The organism is Pseudomonas sp. SWI44, assembly GCF_002947915.1.
In the GTDB taxonomy this organism is placed as follows: Bacteria; Pseudomonadota; Gammaproteobacteria; order Pseudomonadales; family Pseudomonadaceae; genus Aquipseudomonas; species Aquipseudomonas taiwanensis.
On the sequence record NZ_CP026674.1, the window covers coordinates 4,050,881 to 4,071,235 of the forward strand.

The window sequence follows — 20,355 nt, forward strand, 5'->3', positions numbered from 1 at the left end:
TCTCAGGCTTGTGGGGGGGCTGCGAAGGGCACGTCCAGTGGCGCGGTATCGAAGTTGCGCAGCAATTCGATGAGGATCTGCGTAGCCGGGCCCAGGGTCTTCTCTTTGCTCGAATAAAGGTAGAACAGTGGATGGCGGCTGCCACCCTGATCCAGTGGCAACGGCTTGAGCACGCCCTCACGCAGCTCCCGTTCGATCATGTGCCGTGGTAGCCAGGCGAAGCCCAGGCCGCTGCTGACGAAGGTCGCGGCGGTGCCCAGGCTGCCGACGGTCCAGCGCTGCTCGGCGCCCAGCCAGCCGACATCGCGCGGCTGGGCGCGCCCGGAGTCGCGGATCACCACCTGCAACTGGCTTTCCAGGTCCTGGAAGGTGATTTCCCGTCCCAGACGATGCAGGCTGTGCTCGGGGTGGGCGACTGCGATGAACTCCACCGCGCTGAGCTCGCTGCCCAGGTAACCACCGATGCTGTAGCTGCTGATGGCGAGGTCGGCAATGCCTTCATGCATGACTTCCTCGACACCGGACAGCACTTCCTCGCGCAGGCGCACCCGGCAACCGCGGCTCTGCGGCATGAAGGCGGCCAGGGCACGCACCAGACGAGCGCTGGGGTAGGCGGCATCGACCACCACGCGCACCTCGGCCTCCCAGCCTTGTTCCATGTGGTGCGCCAGGTCTTCGAGCTGGCTGGCCTGCTTCACCAGGTGGCGGGAACGGCGCAGCAGCACATTGCCCGCTTCGGTCAACACCGCCTTGCGTCCATCAATGCGCAGCAGGGGCACGCCCAATTGTTCCTGCATGCGTGCCACGGTATAGCTCACCGACGACTGCGAGCGGTGCAGGGCCTCGGCAGCCTGGGCGAACCCGCCGTGATCGACCACTGCCTGCAGGGTTCGCCACTGATCCAGGGTCACGCGCGGCGCTTTCATCTTTGGCTCCTGTTGTCCTAAGCTGCGCTCTTTCAAGGAGAGCGCCCCATGAAGAAATGTTGTGCGGCTTTACTGATGTGCCTGCCCCTCGGGGCCATGGCTTATCCCATCGACGTGGAGAAGGAACTGACGGGGGTCAAACTCGACTACACCGCCTACGACACGGCCTATGACATCGGTGCCATTACCCTGAACAACTATGGGCAGGTACCGGCGGCGTGCAAGGTGATGTTTCGCAATGGCCCGGAAGCGCCACGGGTGCGCCGGGTGAACGTTCCGGCAGGTAAAAGCGTGGATGTCACCGCCAAGTTCAACCGGGAGATCATCAAACTGCGCATCACCTTGGACTGCAACGCTCAATAAAACTGATTGTTCGATAGATTGCACCCACTTTTTACGCTTTTTTATCGATAGGTCAAGCCTTAATCTTCCCTCCATCGAATCGCAACCCTTTTTGCCGATGGAGGCACCCCATGTCCCGCGTACTGATCATCGAAAGCAGCGCCCGCCAGCAGGATTCCGTTTCCCGTCAACTGACCCGCGACTTCATTCAGCAATGGCAGGCTGCGCACCCCGCCGATGAGATCACCGTACGCGACCTGGCCGTGACCCCGGTGCCGCACCTGGATGCCAACCTGTTGGGTGGCTGGATGAAGCCCGAGGAGCAACGCAGCGCCGCCGAACTGGAAGCTCTGGCCCGTTCCAACGAACTGACCGATGAGTTGCTGGCCGCTGACGTGCTGGTGATGGCCGCGCCGATGTACAACTTCACCATCCCCAGCACCCTCAAGGCCTGGTTGGACCATGTGCTGCGCGCCGGTATCACCTTCAAATACACCCCGACCGGCCCGCAAGGCCTGCTGGCTGGCAAGCGCGCCATCGTCCTGACTGCCCGTGGCGGCATCCATGCCGGTGCCCTCAGCGACCATCAGGAACCCTACCTGCGCCAGGTGATGGCCTTCATCGGCATCCATGACGTGACCTTCATCCATGCCGAAGGCCTGAACATGAGCGGTGACTTCCACGAGAAGGGCATCAACCAGGCCAAGGCCAAGCTGGCCTCGGTGGCCTGAGTCGTAGCGCATTCCCAACCCTGACACCTTTGTTGCTCCTTTAGGTGTACCTGCCCGGCCTCGATGGCCGGGTTTTTTTTGCGCCCGTCATGACATTATCGTCGTTCGTCAGATCGAGCCCCCTCAGTTTCGGATCGTAGGCGTGAGCCTTACTCGCGATAGGCCGATTGACGCGCCCCCCTCAAGACCTGGGCCAGGCACCTTCCTCACATTCCTCATGGTTGAACTCACCGGCTGCAACCCGCTAAGGTCGCCGCCTTGATCCACGAGAGGCAACCATGGGCTACCTGATAATCGTCGCGCTGATCCAGGCGTTTTCCTTCAGCTTGATCGGCGAGTACCTGGCCGGACACGTCGACAGCTACTTTGCCGTGCTGGCAAGGGTCGTGCTGGCGGGGCTGGTGTTCCTGCCGCTGACCCGCTGGCGCCAGGTCGAGCCGCGCTTCATCCGCTCGATGCTGCTGATCGGCGCGCTGCAGTACGGCATCACCTACGTCTGCCTGTACCTGAGCTTTCGCGTGCTCACCGTCCCAGAAGTGCTGCTGTTCACCATCCTCACACCCCTGCATGTGACATTGATCGAAGATGCCCTGAACCGCCGCTTCAACCCCTGGGCGCTGTTTGCTGCCCTGGTCGCGGTGGCCGGTGCCGCAGTGATCCGCTTCGACACCATCAGCGGCGAGTTCTTCATCGGCTTCCTGCTGCTGCAATTGGCCAACTTCACCTATGCCACCGGCCAGGTGCTGTACCGTCACCTGGTTGCTCGACACCCTAGCGACCTGCCGCATTACAAGCGTTTCGGCTATTTCTACCTGGGCGCGCTGATCGTGGTGCTGCCCGCGTTCCTCTTGTTCGGAAATGCCCAGCACCTGCCTAGCACCGACGTGCAGTGGTTGGTGTTGCTGTTCCTCGGCCTGTGTCCGACCGCCTTGGGCCTGTACTGGTGGAACAAGGGCGCGTGCCTGGTTTCCGGGGCGACGCTGGCGGTGATGAACAACCTGCATGTGCCGGTGGGGCTGCTGCTCAACTTGCTGATCTGGAACCAGCACGAGCCGCTGGGAAGGCTGTTCATCGGCGGCGCGATCATCCTGGCCTCGGTATGGATGACTCGCCTGGGCGGGCTCCGCAAGGCGGTTCATCCCTGAAGAGGCGGTGAACGGGTGGGGGCGGCTTGGGTTTGCCCAAAGCCGCCCCCACGGTTTCAGGCGTCGCTCATTTCCCTCAGGCCGTGCACTGCCGGCGCCAGGTGGCTCCGAGCCGCCAGCCCCACCCGCATGTCAGTGCCACTGGGCTGCTGATAAAGGCTCAGGCCGAACTCCGGCAGCACGGCCAGGAGGTAGTCGAAGATGTCCCCCTGGATCCGCTCGTACTCGGCCCACACCGTAGTGGTGGTGAAGCAGTAGATCTCCAGCGGCACGCCTTCGGCAGTGGTCTGCATCTGACGGACCATGCAGGTCATGCCCTGGTGCACGTTGGGGTGATTCTTCAGGTAGGCCAGGGCAAAGGCGCGGAAGGTACCGATATTGGTCAGCTTGCGTCGATTGGCCGACAGCTCAGCCACCGGCCCCAAAGCCTCGTTCCAGGTTTGCAGTTCCTGGCGTTTTCCAGCCAGGTAGTCACCGAGCAGGCGTACCTGGGTCAGGCGCTGTTCTTCCTCGCGTGTCAGAAAGCGCACGCCGGCGGCGTCGATGAACAGGCTGCGCTTGATGCGCCGTCCACCGGATTGCTGCATACCCCGGTAGTTGCGAAACGATTCGCTCATCAGGCGCCAGGTGGGAATCGAGACGATCGTCTTGTCGAAGTTCTGCACCTTGACCGTATGCAAGGTAATGTCCACCACGTCACCATCGGCGCCGACCTGGGGCATTTCGATCCAGTCGCCCACGTGCAGCATGTCGTTGCTGGTCAGTTGCACGCTGGCGACGAACGACAGCAGGGTGTCCTTGTACACCAGCAGCAGAACCGCCGACATGGCGCCCAGGCCGGAAAGCAACAACAGTGGCGAGCGGTCGATCAGGGTGGCGACGATGATGATCACGGAGAAGATCCATAGCATCATCTTGGCCAGTTGCACGTAGCCTTTGATCGAGCGGGTGCGAGCGTGTTCGGTGCGGGCATAGATGTCCAGCAGCGCATCGAGCAGGCACGACAGCGCCAAGGTCATGAACAGCAGGGTGAAGGCCAGGGCGACGTTGCCGAGGAAGTGCTGGGCGGTGTCGGACAGTTCCGGTACCAGTTTCAGGCCGAACTGGATCACCAGCGAGGGGGTGGTCTGGGCCAGGCGCTGGAACACCTTGTTGTGGCGCAGGTCATCGAACCATCTGAGGGCACTCTGGCGCGCCAGCAGGCGTGTGGCGTGCAGCACGAAGAAGCGGGCCAGGCGACCAACCACCAGGGAAGCGATCAGCAACACCACCAGGCCGAGGGCGGCGTGGAGCATGGGGTGTTGATCGAGGGTGCCCCACAGATCGAGGGTATCGCGCCAGATTTGTTGAATATCCATAAGCGTACAAGCAGGTCTTTATTGCAAAACGAAGGGCCATTAGAACGCGCATGACCGCCCTGATGCCAAAAGAAATTCGGCTAAAACGGCAGAAAACGTTACCCTATGCAACTGAATTTCCCCGCACTTGCCTGAGGTTACCTCCGTGTTCTCCCAATTCGCCCTGCACGAACGCCTGCTTAAAGCCGTGGCCGAGCTTAAATTTGTCGAGCCAACTCCGGTGCAGGCTGCGGCCATCCCCCTGGCCCTGCAAGGGCGCGACCTGCGTGTTACCGCACAGACCGGCAGCGGCAAGACCGCCGCGTTCGTCCTGCCGCTGCTTAACCGCCTGGTCGACCTGCGTGCGCCTCGGGTGGAGATCCGCTCGCTGATCCTGCTACCGACCCGTGAACTGGCCCAGCAGACCCTCAAGCAAGTGCAGCTGTTCTCCCAGTTCACCTACATCAAGTCGGGTCTGGTGACAGGCGGCGAAGACTTCAAGGAACAGGCCGCGCTGCTGCGCAAGGTGCCAGACGTGCTGGTCGGCACCCCGGGCCGTCTGCTCGAACACCTCAACGCCGGCAACCTCGACCTGTCTCATGTGCAGGTATTGGTGCTGGACGAGGCCGACCGCATGCTCGACATGGGCTTTGCCGAGGACATGGAGCGCCTGTGCAAGGAGTGCGAGAACCGCGAGCAGACCTTGCTGTTCTCCGCCACCACTGGCGGTGCGGCCCTGCGCGATGTCATTGGCAAGGTGCTCAAGGACCCGGAGCACCTGATGCTCAACAGCGTCTCGCAACTGGCCGAGGGCACTCGCCAACAGATCATCACCGCCGACCACGACCAGCACAAAGAGCAGATCGTTCAGTGGTTGCTGGCCAACGAGACCTTCGACAAGGCGATCATCTTCACCAATACCCGTGCGCTGGCCGACCGCATTTACGGCCACCTGGTGGCCAAGGATGTGAAGGCTTTCGTCCTGCACGGCGAGAAGGACCAGAAAGACCGCAAGCTGGCCATCGAGCGCTTCAAGCAGGGCAGTTCCAAGGTCTTGGTTGCCACCGATGTGGCGGCCCGCGGCCTGGACATCGAAGGCCTGGACCTGGTGATCAACTTCGACATGCCGCGCAGTGGTGACGAGTACGTTCACCGCGTGGGCCGCACTGGCCGTGCCGGTGGTGAAGGCCTGGCGATCTCGCTGATCACCCACAACGACTGGAACCTGATGTCGAGCATCGAACGCTACCTCAAGCAGCAGTTCGAGCGCCGTGTGATCAAGGAAGTGAAAGGCACCTACAACGGGCCGAAGAAGGTCAAGGCATCGGGCAAGGCGGCTGGTACCAAGAAGAAAAAGGTCGAGAAGAAGACTGGCGACAAGAAGGCCGCTGCCAAACGCAAGCCGGCCGCCAAGCCGAAGGCCAAGGCACCGCTGGCCAGCAGCGATGGCATGGCGCCGCTGAAAAAGCGCAAGCCTGTGGCTGAGTAACGCGGCTGCACTGACCTCTTCGCGGGTGGTTGGCAGCCGCAATGCTGAACTGCCACGATCCTGATCAGTGCGCGTTTACGGTAGGAGCGTGTTTACCCGCGATGAGGCCGGCTCTGCCGGCCCCGACCGTTACGATTCAGCCTTGTTCTGCGCCTCCTTGAGCTCCTTGATCCGCTTGTCGATCAGCTGACATTTATCGGGCAAGTCCTTGCTCGCCGTGCCCAGGTCCATTCCCTGTAGCTCGTCATTGATCTCTTTGGCCTTTTGCGGGTTCTGTTCGGTCAATCGGCTGACCAGCCCGGCCAGTTCCTCCCGTTTCTGAGTCGCTTCTTCCGGTGTGCAGGCCCAGGCGGGCAGGCTGCAGAACAGGGCAGTCGCACAAACGATGCGCAGCAGCGGTTTCATCCTTTCTCCCTCCGGCGATGGTGGTGCCCGGTGGAGGTATCTGCGCGGCGTTTAGTTCAGCGTCAACGACCGGTGGGTGTGCAGACGGTTGCCTCGGCTGTGGAGCACCGCCACTGATGCAGATAGCCCAAGGTCGTTTTAAGGGTGGCATGAGCGACCATTGAAATCCGATAATCGGTCTTCCGTGTCCACTGCCGAGTTCGAATCCATGACTTTCACAGCAACAGGGTCGCGCCCATGAGCGCGACCCGCAAGAATCCCGACGCCTTCGCCTTCCAGGTCATGCTGGGGTTGTGCCTCATCTGGGGCTGCCAGCAAGTGCTGATCAAGACGGCGGCGGTCGACATCGCCCCGGTGATGCAGGCCGCCATGCGCAACTTCATTGCCGCGGTGCTGGTTGGCTTGCTGGTCTGCTGGCGTGGTGGCTGGGAGCAGTTGGGAAGCACCTGGAAAGCCGGCGCGGTGGCGGGTGGGTTGTTTGGCCTGGAGTTCCTGTTCATCGCCGAGGGGCTCAAGCTGACTTCGGCGGCGCATATGTCGGTATTCCTCTACACCGCACCGGTATTTACCGCGTTGGGGCTGCATTTCAGGTTGGCCAGCGAGCGGCTGCGGTTGTTGCAGTGGCTGGGCATCCTGTTGGCGTTCGGCGGAATAGCCACCGCCTTTGCCGGTGGCATGTCGTTCGAGCAGATGGATGGACGCACCTTGTTGGGCGACGCCATGGGGGTACTGGCCGGACTGGCTTGGGGCGCGACCACGGTGGTGGTGCGCTGCTCTCGGTTGTCGGAGGCGCCCGCGACCCTGACGTTGTTCTATCAATTGGCAGTCGGCTGTGTCGGGTTGGTGCTGATCGCCTTGCTCAGTGGGCAAATCGCGGCAGTGACGTGGACCCCGTTGGCACTTGGTAGTGTGCTGTTCCAAGGGATCGTCGTGTCGTTCATCAGTTACCTCACCTGGTTCTGGTTGCTGCGCAAGTACCTGGCCTCGAACCTGGCGGTGTTCTCGTTCATCACCCCGTTGTTCGGGGTGACATTCGGGGTGGTGCTACTGGGTGAGCCATTGAGTGCCAATTTTGTACTGGGGGCTGTCATGGTCTTGCTGGGCGTGATCCTGGTGAGTGCCGAGCCGTGGGTGAAGCTGCAACTGCGCAAGTGGGTCGGGTAGCGGTTGGCGGTACGGGCTCCATCGCCGGCAAACCGGCTCCTAGAGGTATTCCGACTCGGGTCTTAGGAGGCTGTCTGGGCCTTCGGCGGGCAGGATGGCAGACGCCGGCCCTCCATCAGCACCAGTACCCCCGCCAGGCCCAGCCCCGTCGCTGCCAGCACCAGTGCTGGCGCCAGGCTGGCGCTGTAGTGGCTGCTGACCGCTGCCAGCAGAGGTCCGCTCAACTGGCCCAAGGCGAAGCACGCCGTGAGCAGACCGGCATTACGCTGCGTCGCTTGCGGCGCCAGCTCGCGGGAACGTTGCATCACCAGTTGCATGCAGGCCAGGAACGGGGTGCCGCACAGCACCACGCCCAGTGCCAGGCCGATTCCATCGCCCAGCAGGCATGCAAGCACACCGAACCCCTGCAACCAAAGCGTGGCCGTTAGCCAGGCCGAGGTCCGCCCAGGGCGACGCAAGCTCACCAGCAGCACCCCCAGTGCCGCGGCCAGGCCGAACGCTGGCCAGAACAGGTCGGCCATCCAGTGTCCGCGAAACTGCTGGCTGGCCATTTGCGACAAGAAGGTGGCCGGGAGGATGTATCCGATGCCATACAAGGCATAGACCAGGCCGAGTCGGCCAATGCCAGCGCTGCGGTTGGCTCCTGGTTGAGACACCGCGGGCGCTAGCGCCGGTTGCAGCTCCTGGGGTAGCCAGGGCCGGGCGGCCAGCAACATGATCAGCGCAGCCACGGCATAGATCATCCACAACGCTGCCGAACCGAGTCCCGACAGGTGCGCAGCCAGTGCCAGCAGACCGGTCAGGGCGATCCCCAGGCCTGGCCCTGCGAACACCAGAGCCCCGTACCGTTGCTGCCCGTGCGCATTGGCGACCTGTTGGCTGAGGCTGGTGATCATCACCAGCACCCAGGCGCTGGCCACGCCGGTACCGAAGCGCAATGCCAAATGGCTCCAGAACCCATCGGCGGCCCATGAGGCCAAGGTCAGCAGCACGCACAGCCACAGCCCGCCGTGCAGGCGCAGGCGAACCTGTGCAGGCTTGCGGGCGAACATCGCATCCACCGCGCCGAGGAAATAGCCCAGGTAGTTGGCGGCGGCAACCAGCCCGGCGGCGGTGAGGTCGAACTGGCCTTCGGCGATCAGTTGCGGCAGTTGCGGGGTGAGGGCGAAGCGGCCAATGCCCATGGCCATCATCAGGGCCACGGCACTGGCCAGCAGTTGTACGAGCGGCGACATGAGGATACTCCTGCGCGAATGTAAGCGATGGATGGCAGGGTAGGGCTGATTGACTTTCAATAAAATTGAATAATGATGATGAAGTTATTCTGTTTTGGAGAATGCAATGGAGTTCAGCCAATTGCGCATCTTCCAGGCTGTGGCCGAGGAAGGATCGGTGACCCGTGCCGCCGAGCGCCTGCATCGAGTGCCTTCGAACCTGTCCACGCGCCTGCGGCAACTCGAGGAGCAACTGGGTGTGGAGCTGTTCCTGCGCGAGCGCCAGCGCCTGCAACTGTCGCCCGCCGGTAAGGTGCTGCTGGACTACGCCAACCGCCTGGCTGCGTTGCATGACGAAGCGCTGTCGGCGGTGCAGGGCGGGCAGCCGGCCGGCGACTTCGTGCTGGGGACCATGTACAGCACGGCGGCCACCCATCTACCGGCGCTGCTGGCCCGCTATCACCAGGCCTACCCGGCGGTGAACCTGCAGGTACGAGCTGCACCCAGTGGCGAGTTGTTCGAAGGACTGCTTAGCCATCGCCTGGACGCCGCGCTGGTAGACGGCCCACTGAACCTGGCCGGATTGGACGGTATACCGCTGTGCGAAGAAGAGTTGGTGCTGATCACCAGCCCGGAGCACCCCGTGGTGCACACCGCCAAGGACGTTGCTGGCAAGGCGGTGTTCACCTTCCGCCAGGGCTGCTCCTACCGCATGCGGCTGGAGGCGTGGTATGCCCATGCCCACACGCCGATGGGGCGCGTGATGGAGATCGAGTCGTACCAGAGCATGCTGGCCTGCGTGATTGCCGGGGCAGGGGTGGCCATGATGGCCCGCTCGATGCTCGACAGTCTGCCAGGGCGCGACCGTGTGCGGGTGCACCGCTTGCAGGCGCCATTCGATGAGGCGGTCACCTGGTTGATGTGGCGTCAGGGCATGCGCGGCGCGAATTTACAGGCGTGGATCGATTTGCAACAAAGCGAAACGATTAACCAGTCGTCGGAATACGGCATTTCGGCTTGATCCGGGTCAAACTGGCCCTTATCTGTAAGGGCAGAGGCATGCGTAATACAGGACATCGGACTATGATCTGTATGAAACATCGCAAGATTTGAAATTGCCGTGAGGCTGACCCGTAAAAGGGGGCATTTATGAACGACCGACTTTACAACTGGCTCCACGACCTCGCTGTCGCATTGGGCTTGCTCCCTCCGCCGCTGCAGCCAGTGCCGATCCCGACCGACGAAGAACAACGCAAGCGCCAACCGCGTCGTCGCTGAATGAAAAAAAGGCCGCTGCATCACTTGCCGATGCCGCGGCCTTTTTGATTCTGGGGGGGCGTGGTGTTCGTAGTGGCCGTGTCGCCGGTCCCTGCAAGCACCAACCCTGCAGGAACCGGCTTTCCGGCGATCGCGGCCAACCCGCGTTACAGGCTCACGCCAGCTTTGCCGCCGCCACCGACTTGCGCGACATCAGGCTCACCACCACGAAGCTCACCAGACCGACGGCCAGGCTGTAGTAGATCGGCGTGTTGGCATCCAGACCATCCTTGAACATGAAGAACAGTGCGGTGGCAAAGCCCAGCGACATGCTGGCGATGGCCCCTGCGGTGGTCGCACGCTTCCAGAAGATGGCACCGATCAGCGGGATCAGCATGCCGCCGACCAGCAGGTTGTAGGCCAGGGTCAGGGCGCTGATCACATCGTTCACCGCCAGCGCGATAGCCAGTACCACCAGGCCAGTGAGCAGGGTGAACAGGCGGTTGACGCCCAGGCTCGACTGCTTGCCACCACGCAGTTTAGGCAGCAGGTCCTCGGTCAGGGTGGTCGAGGCAGCCAGCAGGCCGGCACTGGCGGTAGACATCATCGCGGCCAGGGCAGCCGCCATCAGCAGGCCACGAATGCCATCGGGCAACTGGCTCTTGATCATTTCGGCGAAGGCGTTGTTCGGGTTCGCCAGGTCCGGCATCAGCACATGGGCGGCCATGCCGATCAGCGCGCAGGCCAGGCCGTACAGCACGCAGTAGACACCAGCAGTGGTACCGGCGCGCTGGCAGACTTTCTCGTCCCGGGCGGTGAACACCCGCTGCCAGATGTCCTGGCCGATCAGGATGCCGAAGAAGTAAATCAGGAAGTAGGTGATGATGGTGTCCCAGCCGATGGTGGTCCAGCTGAAGCTGGCTGCCGGCAGCTTGGCTACCAGAGTGTCCCAACCACCGGCCTTGTACAGGCACACTGGCAGCAGGATGAACATCAGGCCTACGGTCTTGATCACGAACTGGACGATGTCGGTCAGGGTCAGCGACCACATGCCGCCGATGGTCGAATACACCACCACCACGCCACCACCGAACAGCAGGGCCATCCAGAACGGCACGTCGAGCAGCACCTGCAACACGGTGCCCATGGCCAGGGTCGAGGTGACGCCGATCATCAGCGCGTAGGCCAGCATGATCGCCGCGCTGGCCTGGCGCGCCATCGGGTTGTAGCGGCGCTCCAGAACCTGGGTCACGGTGAAGATCTTCAGGCGCAGCAGCGGTTTGGCGAGGAACAGGTTCAGGGCGATGATGCCCAGGCCCAAGGCTGCACACAGCCAGAAACCGGAGATACCGTGGACATAACCCAGGCGTACGGTGCCTACGGTAGAGGCGCCGCCGAGAACGGTGGTTGCCATGGTGCCCATGTACAGGGTCGGGCCGAGGTTGCGCCCGGCCACCAGGTAGTCTTCGTGGGTTTTTGCACGGCGCATGCCGTACCAGCCCAACCCGAGCATGCCGGCGGCATAGATCAGTACAACGATGATGTCCAAGGCCATTGGGGGTCTCCCGATTATCTTTATTATGGCGAGATCGACCACGCGGGCGGGTTCACGGCGCCCGGCGGTCTTGTCTTGTGTTGGCGGGCCTCTATGGCCCTCCCAGATGGCTCCTGCCAGTTCTATCAGTCCATCGCCGCGTGCTGTCCGCTCCCACGATCCAGCAGTGCAGCGTTGATCAGCGACGCACGACGCCCGGCAGCACGCAGAGCATTTCGAACAGCAGGTTGGCACCGAGCAACGAGGTGTTGCCGGTGGTGTCGTAAGGCGGGGAGACTTCGACGAGGTCACAGCCGATCAGGTCGAGGCCGTGGCAGCCGCGAATGATCTCCATCGCCTGGATGGTGGTCAAGCCGCCGATTTCCGGCGTGCCGGTACCTGGCGCCCAGGCCGGGTCGATACCGTCGATGTCGAACGACAGGTACACCGGGCCACCGCCGACCTTTTCACGCACCTCGGCCATGAGCGGTTCCAGCGATTTGTGCCAGCACTCTTCGGCCTGCACCACGCGAAAGCCCTGGCGACGGCTCCAGTTGAAGTCGTCGGCGGTGTAGCCTTGGGCGCGCAGGCCGATCTGCACCACGCGGTCGCAATCGAGCAGGCCTTCTTCCACGGCACGGCGGAACGTGGTGCCGTGGGCGATCTTCTCGCCGAACATGTGGTCGTTGACGTCAGCATGGGCATCGATGTGCACCAGGCCGATCTTGCCGTGCTTCTTGTGCAGTGCGCGCAGGATCGGCAGGGTGATGGTGTGGTCGCCGCCCAGGGTCAGCGGGATGATGTTGTGCTCGAGGAGTTCGTCGTAGGCCTCTTCGATGATGCGCACGGCGTCAAGCAGGTTGAAGGTGTTGATCGCTACGTCACCGATGTCGGCCACCGACAGCGAGTCGAACGGGGCGGCACCGGTGGCCATGTTGTACGGGCGGATCATCACCGACTCGGCGCGGATCTGCCGTGGGCCGAAACGGGTACCTGAGCGCAGCGAGGTGCCGATGTCCAGCGGTACGCCGATGAACGCGGCATCCAGGCCTTCGGCGCTTTGCAGGTGGGGAAGACGGAGCATGGTGGCGATGCCGCCGAAACGCGGCATTTCGTTGCCGCCCAGTGGTTGGTGGAGAATCTTGTCCACGGTGGGCCTCATCAGTCGGTCGATTGTTCTGTTTGTTCGAACCTGTGCCGCCGCGCGCCTCGATAGTGTGGTTCTGCTGGCGGGCAGGGACATTTCGGCCAAGTCTGCTCAAGGCTGTGCGCGGGAAGAATCGCTACCGGCAAATACTTACTTCAGGAATTTCTGAACTAATGGCCGCAAGACCGGTTAGACTGCGCGAAAATTCTCCTGCGGAACCGTTGCACCATGGCCTCGACACTGCCTGACCTGAAACTGCTGCGCATCTTCGTGAGCGTCGTGCGCCACCAGGGCTTCGCCAATGCCCAGCGTGAGCTGAACCTGTCGACATCAGCCATCAGCACCTACATGAGCCAACTGGAAGGGGCGTTGGGGATCGTGCTGTGTCACCGCGGGCGAGGCGGTTTCAGCCTGACCAGCAAGGGCGAGCTGTTCCATCAGGAGACATTGCGCCTGCTGGCCGAACTGGATGGATTCGAGCAATACGCCGCCGCCCTCAAGGGCGAACTGCGTGGCACGCTCAACCTGGGGGTGATCGACTCGACCGTCGGCGATCGGGCGCTGCCGTTGGCCGAGGCGATCGGCGCCTACAGCCAGGAGCACCCGGCGGTCCACCTGCACCTGTCGGTTTCCAGCCCTTACGAGCTGCAACTGGGGGTGCAGGACAACCGCCTGGACCTTGCCATTGGCGCCTTTTCGTCGCGCATGAGCGGCTTGGTCTACCAGCCGCTGTACCGCGAGCAGCACTGGCTGTACTGCAGCAGCCGACATCCGTTGTTCGCCGAACGGCGCATCCCCGAGCAGGTGGTGACCCAGCAGCGCATGGTCGGGCGTGGCTACTGGAGCCAGGCGGAGCTGGCCCGCCATGGTTTCAAGCACAGTGCGGCAACGGTAGAGAGCATGGAGGCGCAGCTGATTCTTATTCTCTCAGGCGCCTACATCGGTTACCTGCCCGAACATTACGCCCAGGCCTGGGTGGACAAAGGCGACCTGCGGGTATTGTCGCCGGCGACCTTTGGCTATCAGGCGCCATTTTCCTTGATCATTCGTCGCGGTCGCAGCCGCGAACCCTTGATCCAGACGTTCCGTGACCTGCTCAAGAGCCAGCTCATCGTCGGCTGAGTCAGACGACATTTCGGACATTCCGTCGGGACGAGCCATTTTCCTGCACAACCTGGCCACTACCATGGTGGCGCTCTGCTAAACCTCTACTTGCTTTGATGATTTTCCCCTTCATCTACACAAGCAAGGATCGCCCAAGATGCGCATGAATTTGCCCGTCACTGAGCATGAAAGAACCTTCCCCAGCGAACAGCGCCTGATCTCCACCACGGACCTAAACAGCCGAATCACCTACTGTAACGACGCCTTCGTAGCCATCAGCGGGTTCACCTACGATGAACTGGTCGGGCAACCGCACAACCTGGTGCGGCACCCGGACATGCCGCCTGCGGTCTTCGGGCATATGTGGGACACCATCAAGCAAGGCAAGCCCTGGATGGGCGTGGTCAAGAACCGCGCCAAGAACGGCGATTTCTACTGGGTCAGCGCCTATGTCACGGCGATTTACGAAAATGGCCGGGTCAGTGGTTATGAGTCGGTGCGCTCGGTGCCTACCCGTGAGCAGATCCGCCGCGCCGAAGCGCTGTATTCGCGACTGCGCGCAGGCCGTTCGCCCGTGTCGTGGGCGGCGCGTTTGGGGCATGGGTTGGGGCATGGCTGGCCATTGATCGGAGCCGGCGTGCTCTCGGCTGCCGGTTACCTCTGGTTGCCCACCTACGCCGCATTAGGTGTTCTGATGGCCAGCCTGCTGGTTGCCTGGTACTGGGTCGAGCATCGACAAAACCTGGCCATACGCCGCACCCTGGACGAGCATCCCAAGGCCTTTACCAGCCCGTTGGTGGCGTTGACCTACAGTGACAATCCAGGGCTGCAGGGGCAACTGGACCTGGCAATCATCAGCGAGGAGGCGCGCCTGCAGACCGCCTTGACCCGGCTGGTGGATGCCGGGGTCGGGGTCAAGTCACGGGCGGCCCAGTCCGCCGACCTGTCCGATGCCCAGGCGCAGATGCTCGACCGCCAGCGTAGCGAAACCGACCAGTCGGCCACGGCCATCGCGCAGATGGCCGCGACCATCCAGGAGGTCACCCATAACGTGCAAAGCACCGCCCATGCCGCCGGCGATGCCGACCAGCTGGCCCAACAGGGCAGCGAGCTGGCGCAGCAGAGCCTCAAGGCCATGGGCAGCATGAGCGTTGCGGTAAGCGACATCGGCCAGGCCGTCAATGCCCTCGCCGAGCAGACCCAGAGCATCGGCAGCGTGGTGGACACCATCACCTCGATCGCCGAGCAGACCAACCTGCTGGCGCTCAATGCGGCCATCGAGGCGGCCCGCGCTGGCGAGCAAGGCCGGGGGTTCGCCGTGGTGGCCGATGAGGTGCGCTCCCTGGCCCAACGCACGCGGTCGTCCACGGATGAAATCCACCACATCATCGCGTCGCTACGTGCTGGCGCCGAACGCGCGGTGAGCACCGCCAGTCGTGGCGAGCAAATTTCCCGTGACAGCATGCAGAGCGTCGAAGCGGTGCAGTCGGCGTTGGCCGGGATTGTCCAGGCGGTCAGCCGCATCACCGGTATGAGTCAGCAGATGGCAACCGCGTCGGAGCAGCAAAGCCACGTCGCCGAAGACATCAACCAGCAGATCGTGCGTATCGCCCAGTTGTGTGACCAGAGCGCCGGGCAGGCCAAGCAAGGTGCCGAGATCAGCCAGGACCTCGAACGCATGGCCGAATACCTGCACAGTCTGGCGGAGCGTTTCAACCGCTGAACCCACGACTCTCCCACAGGGATGTGGGCCTTTTATCGGGTGGCTATGGCACACTGGCGCCAGCCAGGAGAACCCGATGTCCAGACCCCGCTGCGAACGCTGCCTGCGTCCGCAAGACCATTGCCTTTGCTCACTGATCCCTCATCTCGACAGCCGCACCCGCGTCCTGGTGTTGCAGCACGCGAGCGAAACCACCCACGCCCTCAATACAGCCCGATTTGTCGCATTGGGGCTGGCGAACGCCCAATTGCGGGTCGGCGAGGTGTTCGAGGATCTGGCCGATTTGCTCGCCACTCCCGGTTACCGGCCGGTAATACTGTTTCCAGGGGATGGCGCCGAAGCGCTGAGCGCCTATGGCGATGCACAGGACACGCCGCTGCTGCTGATCGTTCCGGACGGTACCTGGCGCAAGGCGCGCAAGCTGCTCTACCTCAACCCATTGCTGCAGGCCTTGCCGCGTGTGACGCTGGGGCAGGTGACGCCTTCACGCTACCGGTTGCGCAAGGCGCCGGAGCCTGGGGCGCTGTCGACCATCGAGGCGGTGGTGCAGGCGTTGAATGCACTGGAAGCACCAGAGTGTTTCGACCCGTTGCTGCAACCGTTCGAGGCACTGATCGAAGGGCAGATAGCTGCAATGGGCCGGGAGACATTCCAGCGCAACCATGGTCAAGACCAATAGGCCAGGAGCGCGCCTGAAGGCGCCGGCTTGCCGGCGATAAGCGGCCCACTTACTACTTGCATTCCAAGGCCTGTATTCCCTGTTTTGGTTCACGCCTTATTCAATACGCTACAACGAGCCCTTATTGAGTGCGTTTACCTTGACAACCTAGGTGAACCTGCACCGCGAGAGGCCACGGTTTGCGGGGTGGCGCCTGTTTCGGCATCGCTATTGCTAGGTAACGACTGCAGGGATAACAGTTGTACTTAGTGTGTGGGGAGTTGCGTATGCCTCGGGCCTTTTTCAATGAAATGTATGATGCGGCCGGTGAGTGTCGTCCGCATTATCAAGAGTTTGCGCGTTGGCTGGCGAATACCCCCTTGGAGTTGCTCGATCAGCGTCGTCGTGAAGCGGACTTATTGTTTCATCGCGCAGGCATTACGTTCACGTTGTATGGGGATGAACAAGGCACCGAGCGGTTGATTCCGTTCGATATCATTCCTCGCAGTATCAAGGCCAGTGAATGGCGAACCGTGGAGCGCGGTTGTATCCAGCGTGTCCAGGCACTGAACCTGTTCCTTGACGATATCTACCACGGGCAACGGATTCTCAAGGAGGGCATCATTCCACCCGAGCAGGTCCTGGCGAACGATGGTTACCAGGTGGCCATGCAAGGCCTGGATTTGCATCGCGGTATTTATGCCCACATCGCCGGCGTCGATCTGGTGCGTGATGGCGATGGCAGTTACTACGTACTGGAAGATAACTTGCGAACCCCAAGCGGCGTGAGCTACATGCTCGAAGACCGCAAGATGATGATGCGTCTGTTCCCCGAGTTGTTCGCTGCTCAACGCGTCGCAGCCATCGACCATTATCCCAACTTGTTGCTCGATACCCTGAAGAGTTCGAGCCCGCTGGATAACCCGACAACCGTTGTACTGACCCCCGGTCGATTCAATAGCGCCTATTTCGAACACGCTTTCCTGGCCCGTGAAATGGGTGTGGAATTGGTCGAAGGCGCTGACCTGTTCGTGCGCGACAACCATGTCTTCATGCGCACGACTTCTGGTCCACGTGCGGTCGATGTCATCTACCGACGCCTCGACGATGCCTACCTCGACCCGCTGTCCTTCAATCCCGACTCTCTGCTTGGGGTGCCAGGGCTCGTTACGGCCTACCGTGCCGGCAATGTGGTGCTGGCCAACGCGGTGGGTACCGGGGTGGCTGATGACAAGTCGATCTACCCCTACGTCGACGACATGATCCGCTTTTACCTTTCAGAGGAGCCGATTCTCAAGAATGTGCCGACCTGGCAGTGCCGCAAGCCTGCCGAACTGTCCCATGTGCTGGCCAACCTGCCGGAACTGGTGGTCAAGGAGACCCAGGGCTCGGGCGGTTACGGCATGTTGGTCGGGCCGGCCGCGAGCAGAGCGGAGATCGAAGAGTTCCGTGCCAGGATCAAGGCCCGGCCGGAGGCTTACATCGCCCAACCGACGCTGTGTCTGTCGACCTGCCCAACCTTCGTGGAAAACGGCATCTCGCCAAGGCACATCGACTTGCGCCCGTTCGTGCTGTCAGGCAAGGAAACCCGCCTGGTGCCAGGCGGATTGACGCGGGTGGCCTTGCGCGAAGGCTCGCTGGTGGTGAACTCGTCCCAGGGCGGCGGCACCAAGGACACCTGGGTTGTGGAGGACTGAATCATGCTTTCAAGGACTGCCTCGGACCTGTATTGGATGTCCCGTTACCTTGAGCGCGCGGAGAACCTGGCGCGCATGCTCGAGGTCAGCTATTCGCTTTCGCTGATGCCCCAGGCTGGGCGCAGCGATGGGCGGCCTGAGCTAGCGATGTCATTGCTGGCGGCGGGCACGCTGGATGACTACAACCGCCGTTACGGCGAGCTCAATGTCGAGCACATGCTGCATTTCTTCGCCCTGGACGAGACCAACCCCGGCAGCATCTATTGCTGTCTGCGGGCCGCGCGCAGCAATGCACACGCGGTGCGTGGGCGAATTACCGCCGACATGTGGGAGAACATCAACGCCACTTGGCTGGAGATGCGCAACATCGCCAACAAAGGCCTGGCACGCTACGGTATCAACCACTTCTGCGAATGGGTCAAGGAGCGGTCGCACCTGTTCCGGGGTGCCACCGCTGGCACCATCATGCGCAATGAGGCCTATGGGTTCATCCGCCTGGGCACCTTCCTGGAGCGGGCGGACAACACCCTGCGTTTGCTCGACGCGCGCTACGAAATGTTCGGCGAGGAATCGGAAGAAGTCAGCGACAACTCCGCACGCGGCTACTACCAATGGAGCGCCTTGCTGCGCGCGCTGTCCTCCTTTGAAGCGTTCAACGAAATCTACCGCTGCGCACCGGCGGCCGAGCAGGTCTCCGAAATGCTATTGCTGCGCGCGGATGTACCACGCTCGCTGCATGCCTGCGTCGAGGAGCTGGCGCAGTTGCTGGCCGGTTTGCCGGGTGAAAACGGGCGTCCGGCGCAACGTCTGGCAGCCGAACTCAGTGCCCGTCTGCGCTTCACTGGTATCGAAGAGATCCTTGAGTCTGGGCTGCATCACTGGTTGACCCACTACATCGGCCAGATCAATCACTTGGGACAGAACGTTCACGAATCCTACCTGGAGGTAGTATGAGACTGTCTATCCGCCACGACACCACCTACCACTACTCCAACGACGTGTGCATGAGCATCCAGTTGCTGCGCCTCACACCCAAGAGCAGTGAACGCCAGCAGATACTGGAATGGCATCTGGATCTGCCACGTCCGGTAGGTAGCCAGCTGGATCCCTATGGCAATGTCCTGCATTTGCTGACCATCGACGAACCCCATGACGCCCTGATGCTCAGTGCCCATGGGGACGTGGACATCGACCAGACGCTGGAAGTGGAGCACGACACGCAGTCCGCGCTGCCATTTCTGCGTTCGAGCAAACTGACCGCCATCGACGATGCACTGCGGGGCTTCGCCATTCGACACTGTGGCGCCAGACGCGACCGGACGGCGCTGATCGATCTGATGAACGGGTTGGCCGATCACATTGCCTACACCCCTGGCGCAACCGCGGTGGACACGGTGGCGGCGGAAGCCTTCGCCAACCGCGCCGGCGTCTGTCAGGACCATACCCATGCGTTCCTGGCCTGCGCGCGTAGCCTGGGCATCCCTGCGCGCTACGTGTCGGGCTACCTGTGCACCGAGGACGAAAGCCACCTGGCAAGCCACGCCTGGGCCGAAGCCTGGCTGGGCGATGGCTGGTACAGCTTCGATGTCACCAACCGCCTGGCCAGGCCGGAACGGCACCTGAAGCTGGCGGTGGGGCATGATTATCTCGATGCCTGCCCGGTGCGTGGCATGCGCCGTGGCGGCGGGGCGGAGTCGATGCTGGCGCGGGTGCAGGTCAGCTCGCTACCACAGGCACAACAGCAATGACCTATTGCGTTGCGATGCACCTGGCGGACGGGTTGGTCTTCATATCGGACTCACGGACCAATGCCGGAATCGACCAGATCTCCACGTTCCGGAAGTTGTTCGTGTTCAATGTGCCGGGTGAGCGCCTGATCGTGCTGCAAACGGCCGGCAACCTTGCGACCTCGCAGTCGGTGGTGAGTTTGCTCAGGCAGCGTTGTGACAGTGAGGGCGCGCATCTGTTGAACGTACCGACGCTGTACGACGCCACGGCGCTGGTGGCCGACACCATTCGAGAGGTGATCAACCGGGACTGCACCAAGCTGTCTGGCAAGGTGGACCTGAGCTGTTCGTTCCTGGTGGGAGGGCAGATCCTGGGCCAGCCCATGGGCGTGTACAACATCTATCCGCAAGGCAACTTCATCCAGGCAACGGAGGACACGCCGTTCATGCAGCTGGGCGAGAGCAAGTACGGCAGGCCGATACTCGATCGCAACCTGCTCTACCACACGCCGCTGGGCGAGGCACTGCGCTGCGGCCTGATCTCGTTCGACTCGACCATGCGCAGCAACCTGTCGGTGGGTATGCCGCTGGATCTGCTGGTGTACCGCAAAGACTGCCTGGATGAGGTGAAATGCCACCGTATCACGGCCCATGACCCTTACTTTCAGCGTATCCGGTCGCAATGGTCCGATGGCTTGCGGGATTTGCTCGCAGCGTTGCCGGACCCGCCTGCGGCATACGTCCAGTAGAGCCTG

The 20,355-nt window shown here is 62.3% G+C and carries 19 protein-coding genes and 2 pseudogenes; 15 read left to right on the forward strand and 6 right to left on the reverse strand.

The window, feature by feature from the left end:
- Positions 1-2 precede the first annotated feature (2 nt).
- Positions 3-926 (reverse strand): LysR family transcriptional regulator, encoded by a 924-nt coding sequence (locus tag C4Q26_RS19080; RefSeq protein WP_023381694.1) that lies wholly within the window; start codon positions 924-926, stop codon positions 3-5.
- 48 nt (positions 927-974) lie between these two features.
- On the opposite strand from C4Q26_RS19080, the gene C4Q26_RS19085 reads away from it, so the two are divergent.
- From C4Q26_RS19085 to C4Q26_RS19095, 3 genes are all read left to right on the forward strand, one after another.
- On the forward strand, positions 975-1,289 hold the full coding sequence (locus tag C4Q26_RS19085; protein ID WP_023381693.1) for a hypothetical protein: 315 nt from the start codon (positions 975-977) through the stop codon (positions 1,287-1,289).
- 110 nt (positions 1,290-1,399) lie between these two features.
- Positions 1,400-1,999, forward strand: a complete 600-nt coding sequence (locus tag C4Q26_RS19090) for an FMN-dependent NADH-azoreductase (protein WP_023381692.1) — start codon at positions 1,400-1,402, stop codon at positions 1,997-1,999.
- Positions 2,000-2,277: 278 nt separating this feature from the next.
- Positions 2,278-3,144, forward strand: coding sequence for a carboxylate/amino acid/amine transporter (locus C4Q26_RS19095; protein WP_023381691.1), 867 nt, complete (start codon positions 2,278-2,280; stop codon positions 3,142-3,144).
- A gap of 56 nt (positions 3,145-3,200) precedes the next feature.
- Here the strand turns inward: C4Q26_RS19095 and C4Q26_RS19100 are convergent, their stop codons facing one another.
- Positions 3,201-4,502 (reverse strand): mechanosensitive ion channel family protein, encoded by a 1,302-nt coding sequence (locus tag C4Q26_RS19100; protein ID WP_027907443.1) that lies wholly within the window; start codon positions 4,500-4,502, stop codon positions 3,201-3,203.
- Positions 4,503-4,647: 145 nt separating this feature from the next.
- On the opposite strand from C4Q26_RS19100, the gene C4Q26_RS19105 reads away from it, so the two are divergent.
- Positions 4,648-5,970 carry a DEAD/DEAH box helicase gene (locus C4Q26_RS19105; protein ID WP_023381656.1) on the forward strand — a complete coding sequence of 441 codons (1,323 nt, stop codon included), beginning with the start codon at positions 4,648-4,650 and terminating at the stop codon, positions 5,968-5,970.
- A gap of 129 nt (positions 5,971-6,099) precedes the next feature.
- Here C4Q26_RS19105 and C4Q26_RS19110 read toward each other — a convergent pair whose 3' ends face one another.
- Complete coding sequence (locus C4Q26_RS19110) at positions 6,100-6,375, reverse strand: hypothetical protein (RefSeq protein WP_023381655.1); 276 nt, start codon at positions 6,373-6,375, stop codon at positions 6,100-6,102.
- Positions 6,376-6,612: 237 nt separating this feature from the next.
- On the opposite strand from C4Q26_RS19110, the gene C4Q26_RS19115 reads away from it, so the two are divergent.
- Positions 6,613-7,539 (forward strand): DMT family transporter, encoded by a 927-nt coding sequence (locus C4Q26_RS19115; RefSeq protein WP_023381654.1) that lies wholly within the window; start codon positions 6,613-6,615, stop codon positions 7,537-7,539.
- A gap of 62 nt (positions 7,540-7,601) precedes the next feature.
- Here the strand turns inward: C4Q26_RS19115 and C4Q26_RS19120 are convergent, their stop codons facing one another.
- Positions 7,602-8,774, reverse strand: coding sequence for an MFS transporter (locus tag C4Q26_RS19120; RefSeq protein ID WP_104883403.1), 1,173 nt, complete (start codon positions 8,772-8,774; stop codon positions 7,602-7,604).
- Between the two features lie 106 nt (positions 8,775-8,880).
- Between C4Q26_RS19120 and C4Q26_RS19125 the strand changes: the two genes are divergently transcribed.
- Together C4Q26_RS19125 and C4Q26_RS28405 are read left to right on the forward strand one after the other, a co-directional pair.
- Positions 8,881-9,774, forward strand: coding sequence for a LysR family transcriptional regulator (locus tag C4Q26_RS19125; protein ID WP_104881381.1), 894 nt, complete (start codon positions 8,881-8,883; stop codon positions 9,772-9,774).
- 128 nt (positions 9,775-9,902) lie between these two features.
- On the forward strand, positions 9,903-10,031 hold the full coding sequence (locus tag C4Q26_RS28405; protein ID WP_023381651.1) for a PA1414 family protein: 129 nt from the start codon (positions 9,903-9,905) through the stop codon (positions 10,029-10,031).
- Between the two features lie 154 nt (positions 10,032-10,185).
- Here the strand turns inward: C4Q26_RS28405 and C4Q26_RS19130 are convergent, their stop codons facing one another.
- Positions 10,186-11,565 (reverse strand): sodium:solute symporter, encoded by a 1,380-nt coding sequence (locus tag C4Q26_RS19130; protein ID WP_023381650.1) that lies wholly within the window; start codon positions 11,563-11,565, stop codon positions 10,186-10,188.
- A 178-nt stretch (positions 11,566-11,743) separates the two neighbouring features.
- Positions 11,744-12,694, reverse strand: a complete 951-nt coding sequence (gene speB / locus C4Q26_RS19135; RefSeq protein WP_023381649.1) for an agmatinase — start codon at positions 12,692-12,694, stop codon at positions 11,744-11,746.
- A 225-nt stretch (positions 12,695-12,919) separates the two neighbouring features.
- Between speB and C4Q26_RS19140 the strand changes: the two genes are divergently transcribed.
- The 8 genes and pseudogenes from C4Q26_RS19140 to C4Q26_RS19170 all read left to right on the forward strand — a co-directional run bounded on the left by C4Q26_RS19140 (position 12,920) and on the right by C4Q26_RS19170 (position 20,349).
- The gene (locus tag C4Q26_RS19140) at positions 12,920-13,813 is read left to right on the forward strand and encodes a LysR family transcriptional regulator (RefSeq protein WP_023381648.1); all 894 of its coding nucleotides are present in this window, start codon (positions 12,920-12,922) and stop codon (positions 13,811-13,813) included.
- A 145-nt stretch (positions 13,814-13,958) separates the two neighbouring features.
- Positions 13,959-14,258, forward strand: a pseudogene (locus C4Q26_RS28870) (PAS domain-containing protein); the annotation flags it as partial.
- A 285-nt stretch (positions 14,259-14,543) separates the two neighbouring features.
- Positions 14,544-15,518, forward strand: a pseudogene (locus tag C4Q26_RS28875) (methyl-accepting chemotaxis protein); the annotation flags it as partial.
- A 76-nt stretch (positions 15,519-15,594) separates the two neighbouring features.
- Positions 15,595-16,197, forward strand: a complete 603-nt coding sequence (locus tag C4Q26_RS19150; protein WP_023381646.1) for a tRNA-uridine aminocarboxypropyltransferase — start codon at positions 15,595-15,597, stop codon at positions 16,195-16,197.
- Between the two features lie 266 nt (positions 16,198-16,463).
- Positions 16,464-17,873, forward strand: coding sequence for a circularly permuted type 2 ATP-grasp protein (locus C4Q26_RS19155; protein WP_023381645.1), 1,410 nt, complete (start codon positions 16,464-16,466; stop codon positions 17,871-17,873).
- A gap of 3 nt (positions 17,874-17,876) precedes the next feature.
- Complete coding sequence (locus tag C4Q26_RS19160; protein WP_104883405.1) at positions 17,877-18,827, forward strand: alpha-E domain-containing protein; 951 nt, start codon at positions 17,877-17,879, stop codon at positions 18,825-18,827.
- The gene (locus C4Q26_RS19165) at positions 18,824-19,621 is read left to right on the forward strand and encodes a transglutaminase family protein (RefSeq protein WP_023381643.1); all 798 of its coding nucleotides are present in this window, start codon (positions 18,824-18,826) and stop codon (positions 19,619-19,621) included. The genes C4Q26_RS19160 and C4Q26_RS19165 overlap by 4 nt, the downstream gene beginning before the upstream one ends.
- Positions 19,618-20,349 carry a proteasome-type protease gene (locus C4Q26_RS19170; RefSeq protein WP_023381642.1) on the forward strand — a complete coding sequence of 244 codons (732 nt, stop codon included), beginning with the start codon at positions 19,618-19,620 and terminating at the stop codon, positions 20,347-20,349. The genes C4Q26_RS19165 and C4Q26_RS19170 overlap by 4 nt, the downstream gene beginning before the upstream one ends.
- The last annotated feature ends 6 nt before the right edge of the window (positions 20,350-20,355 follow it).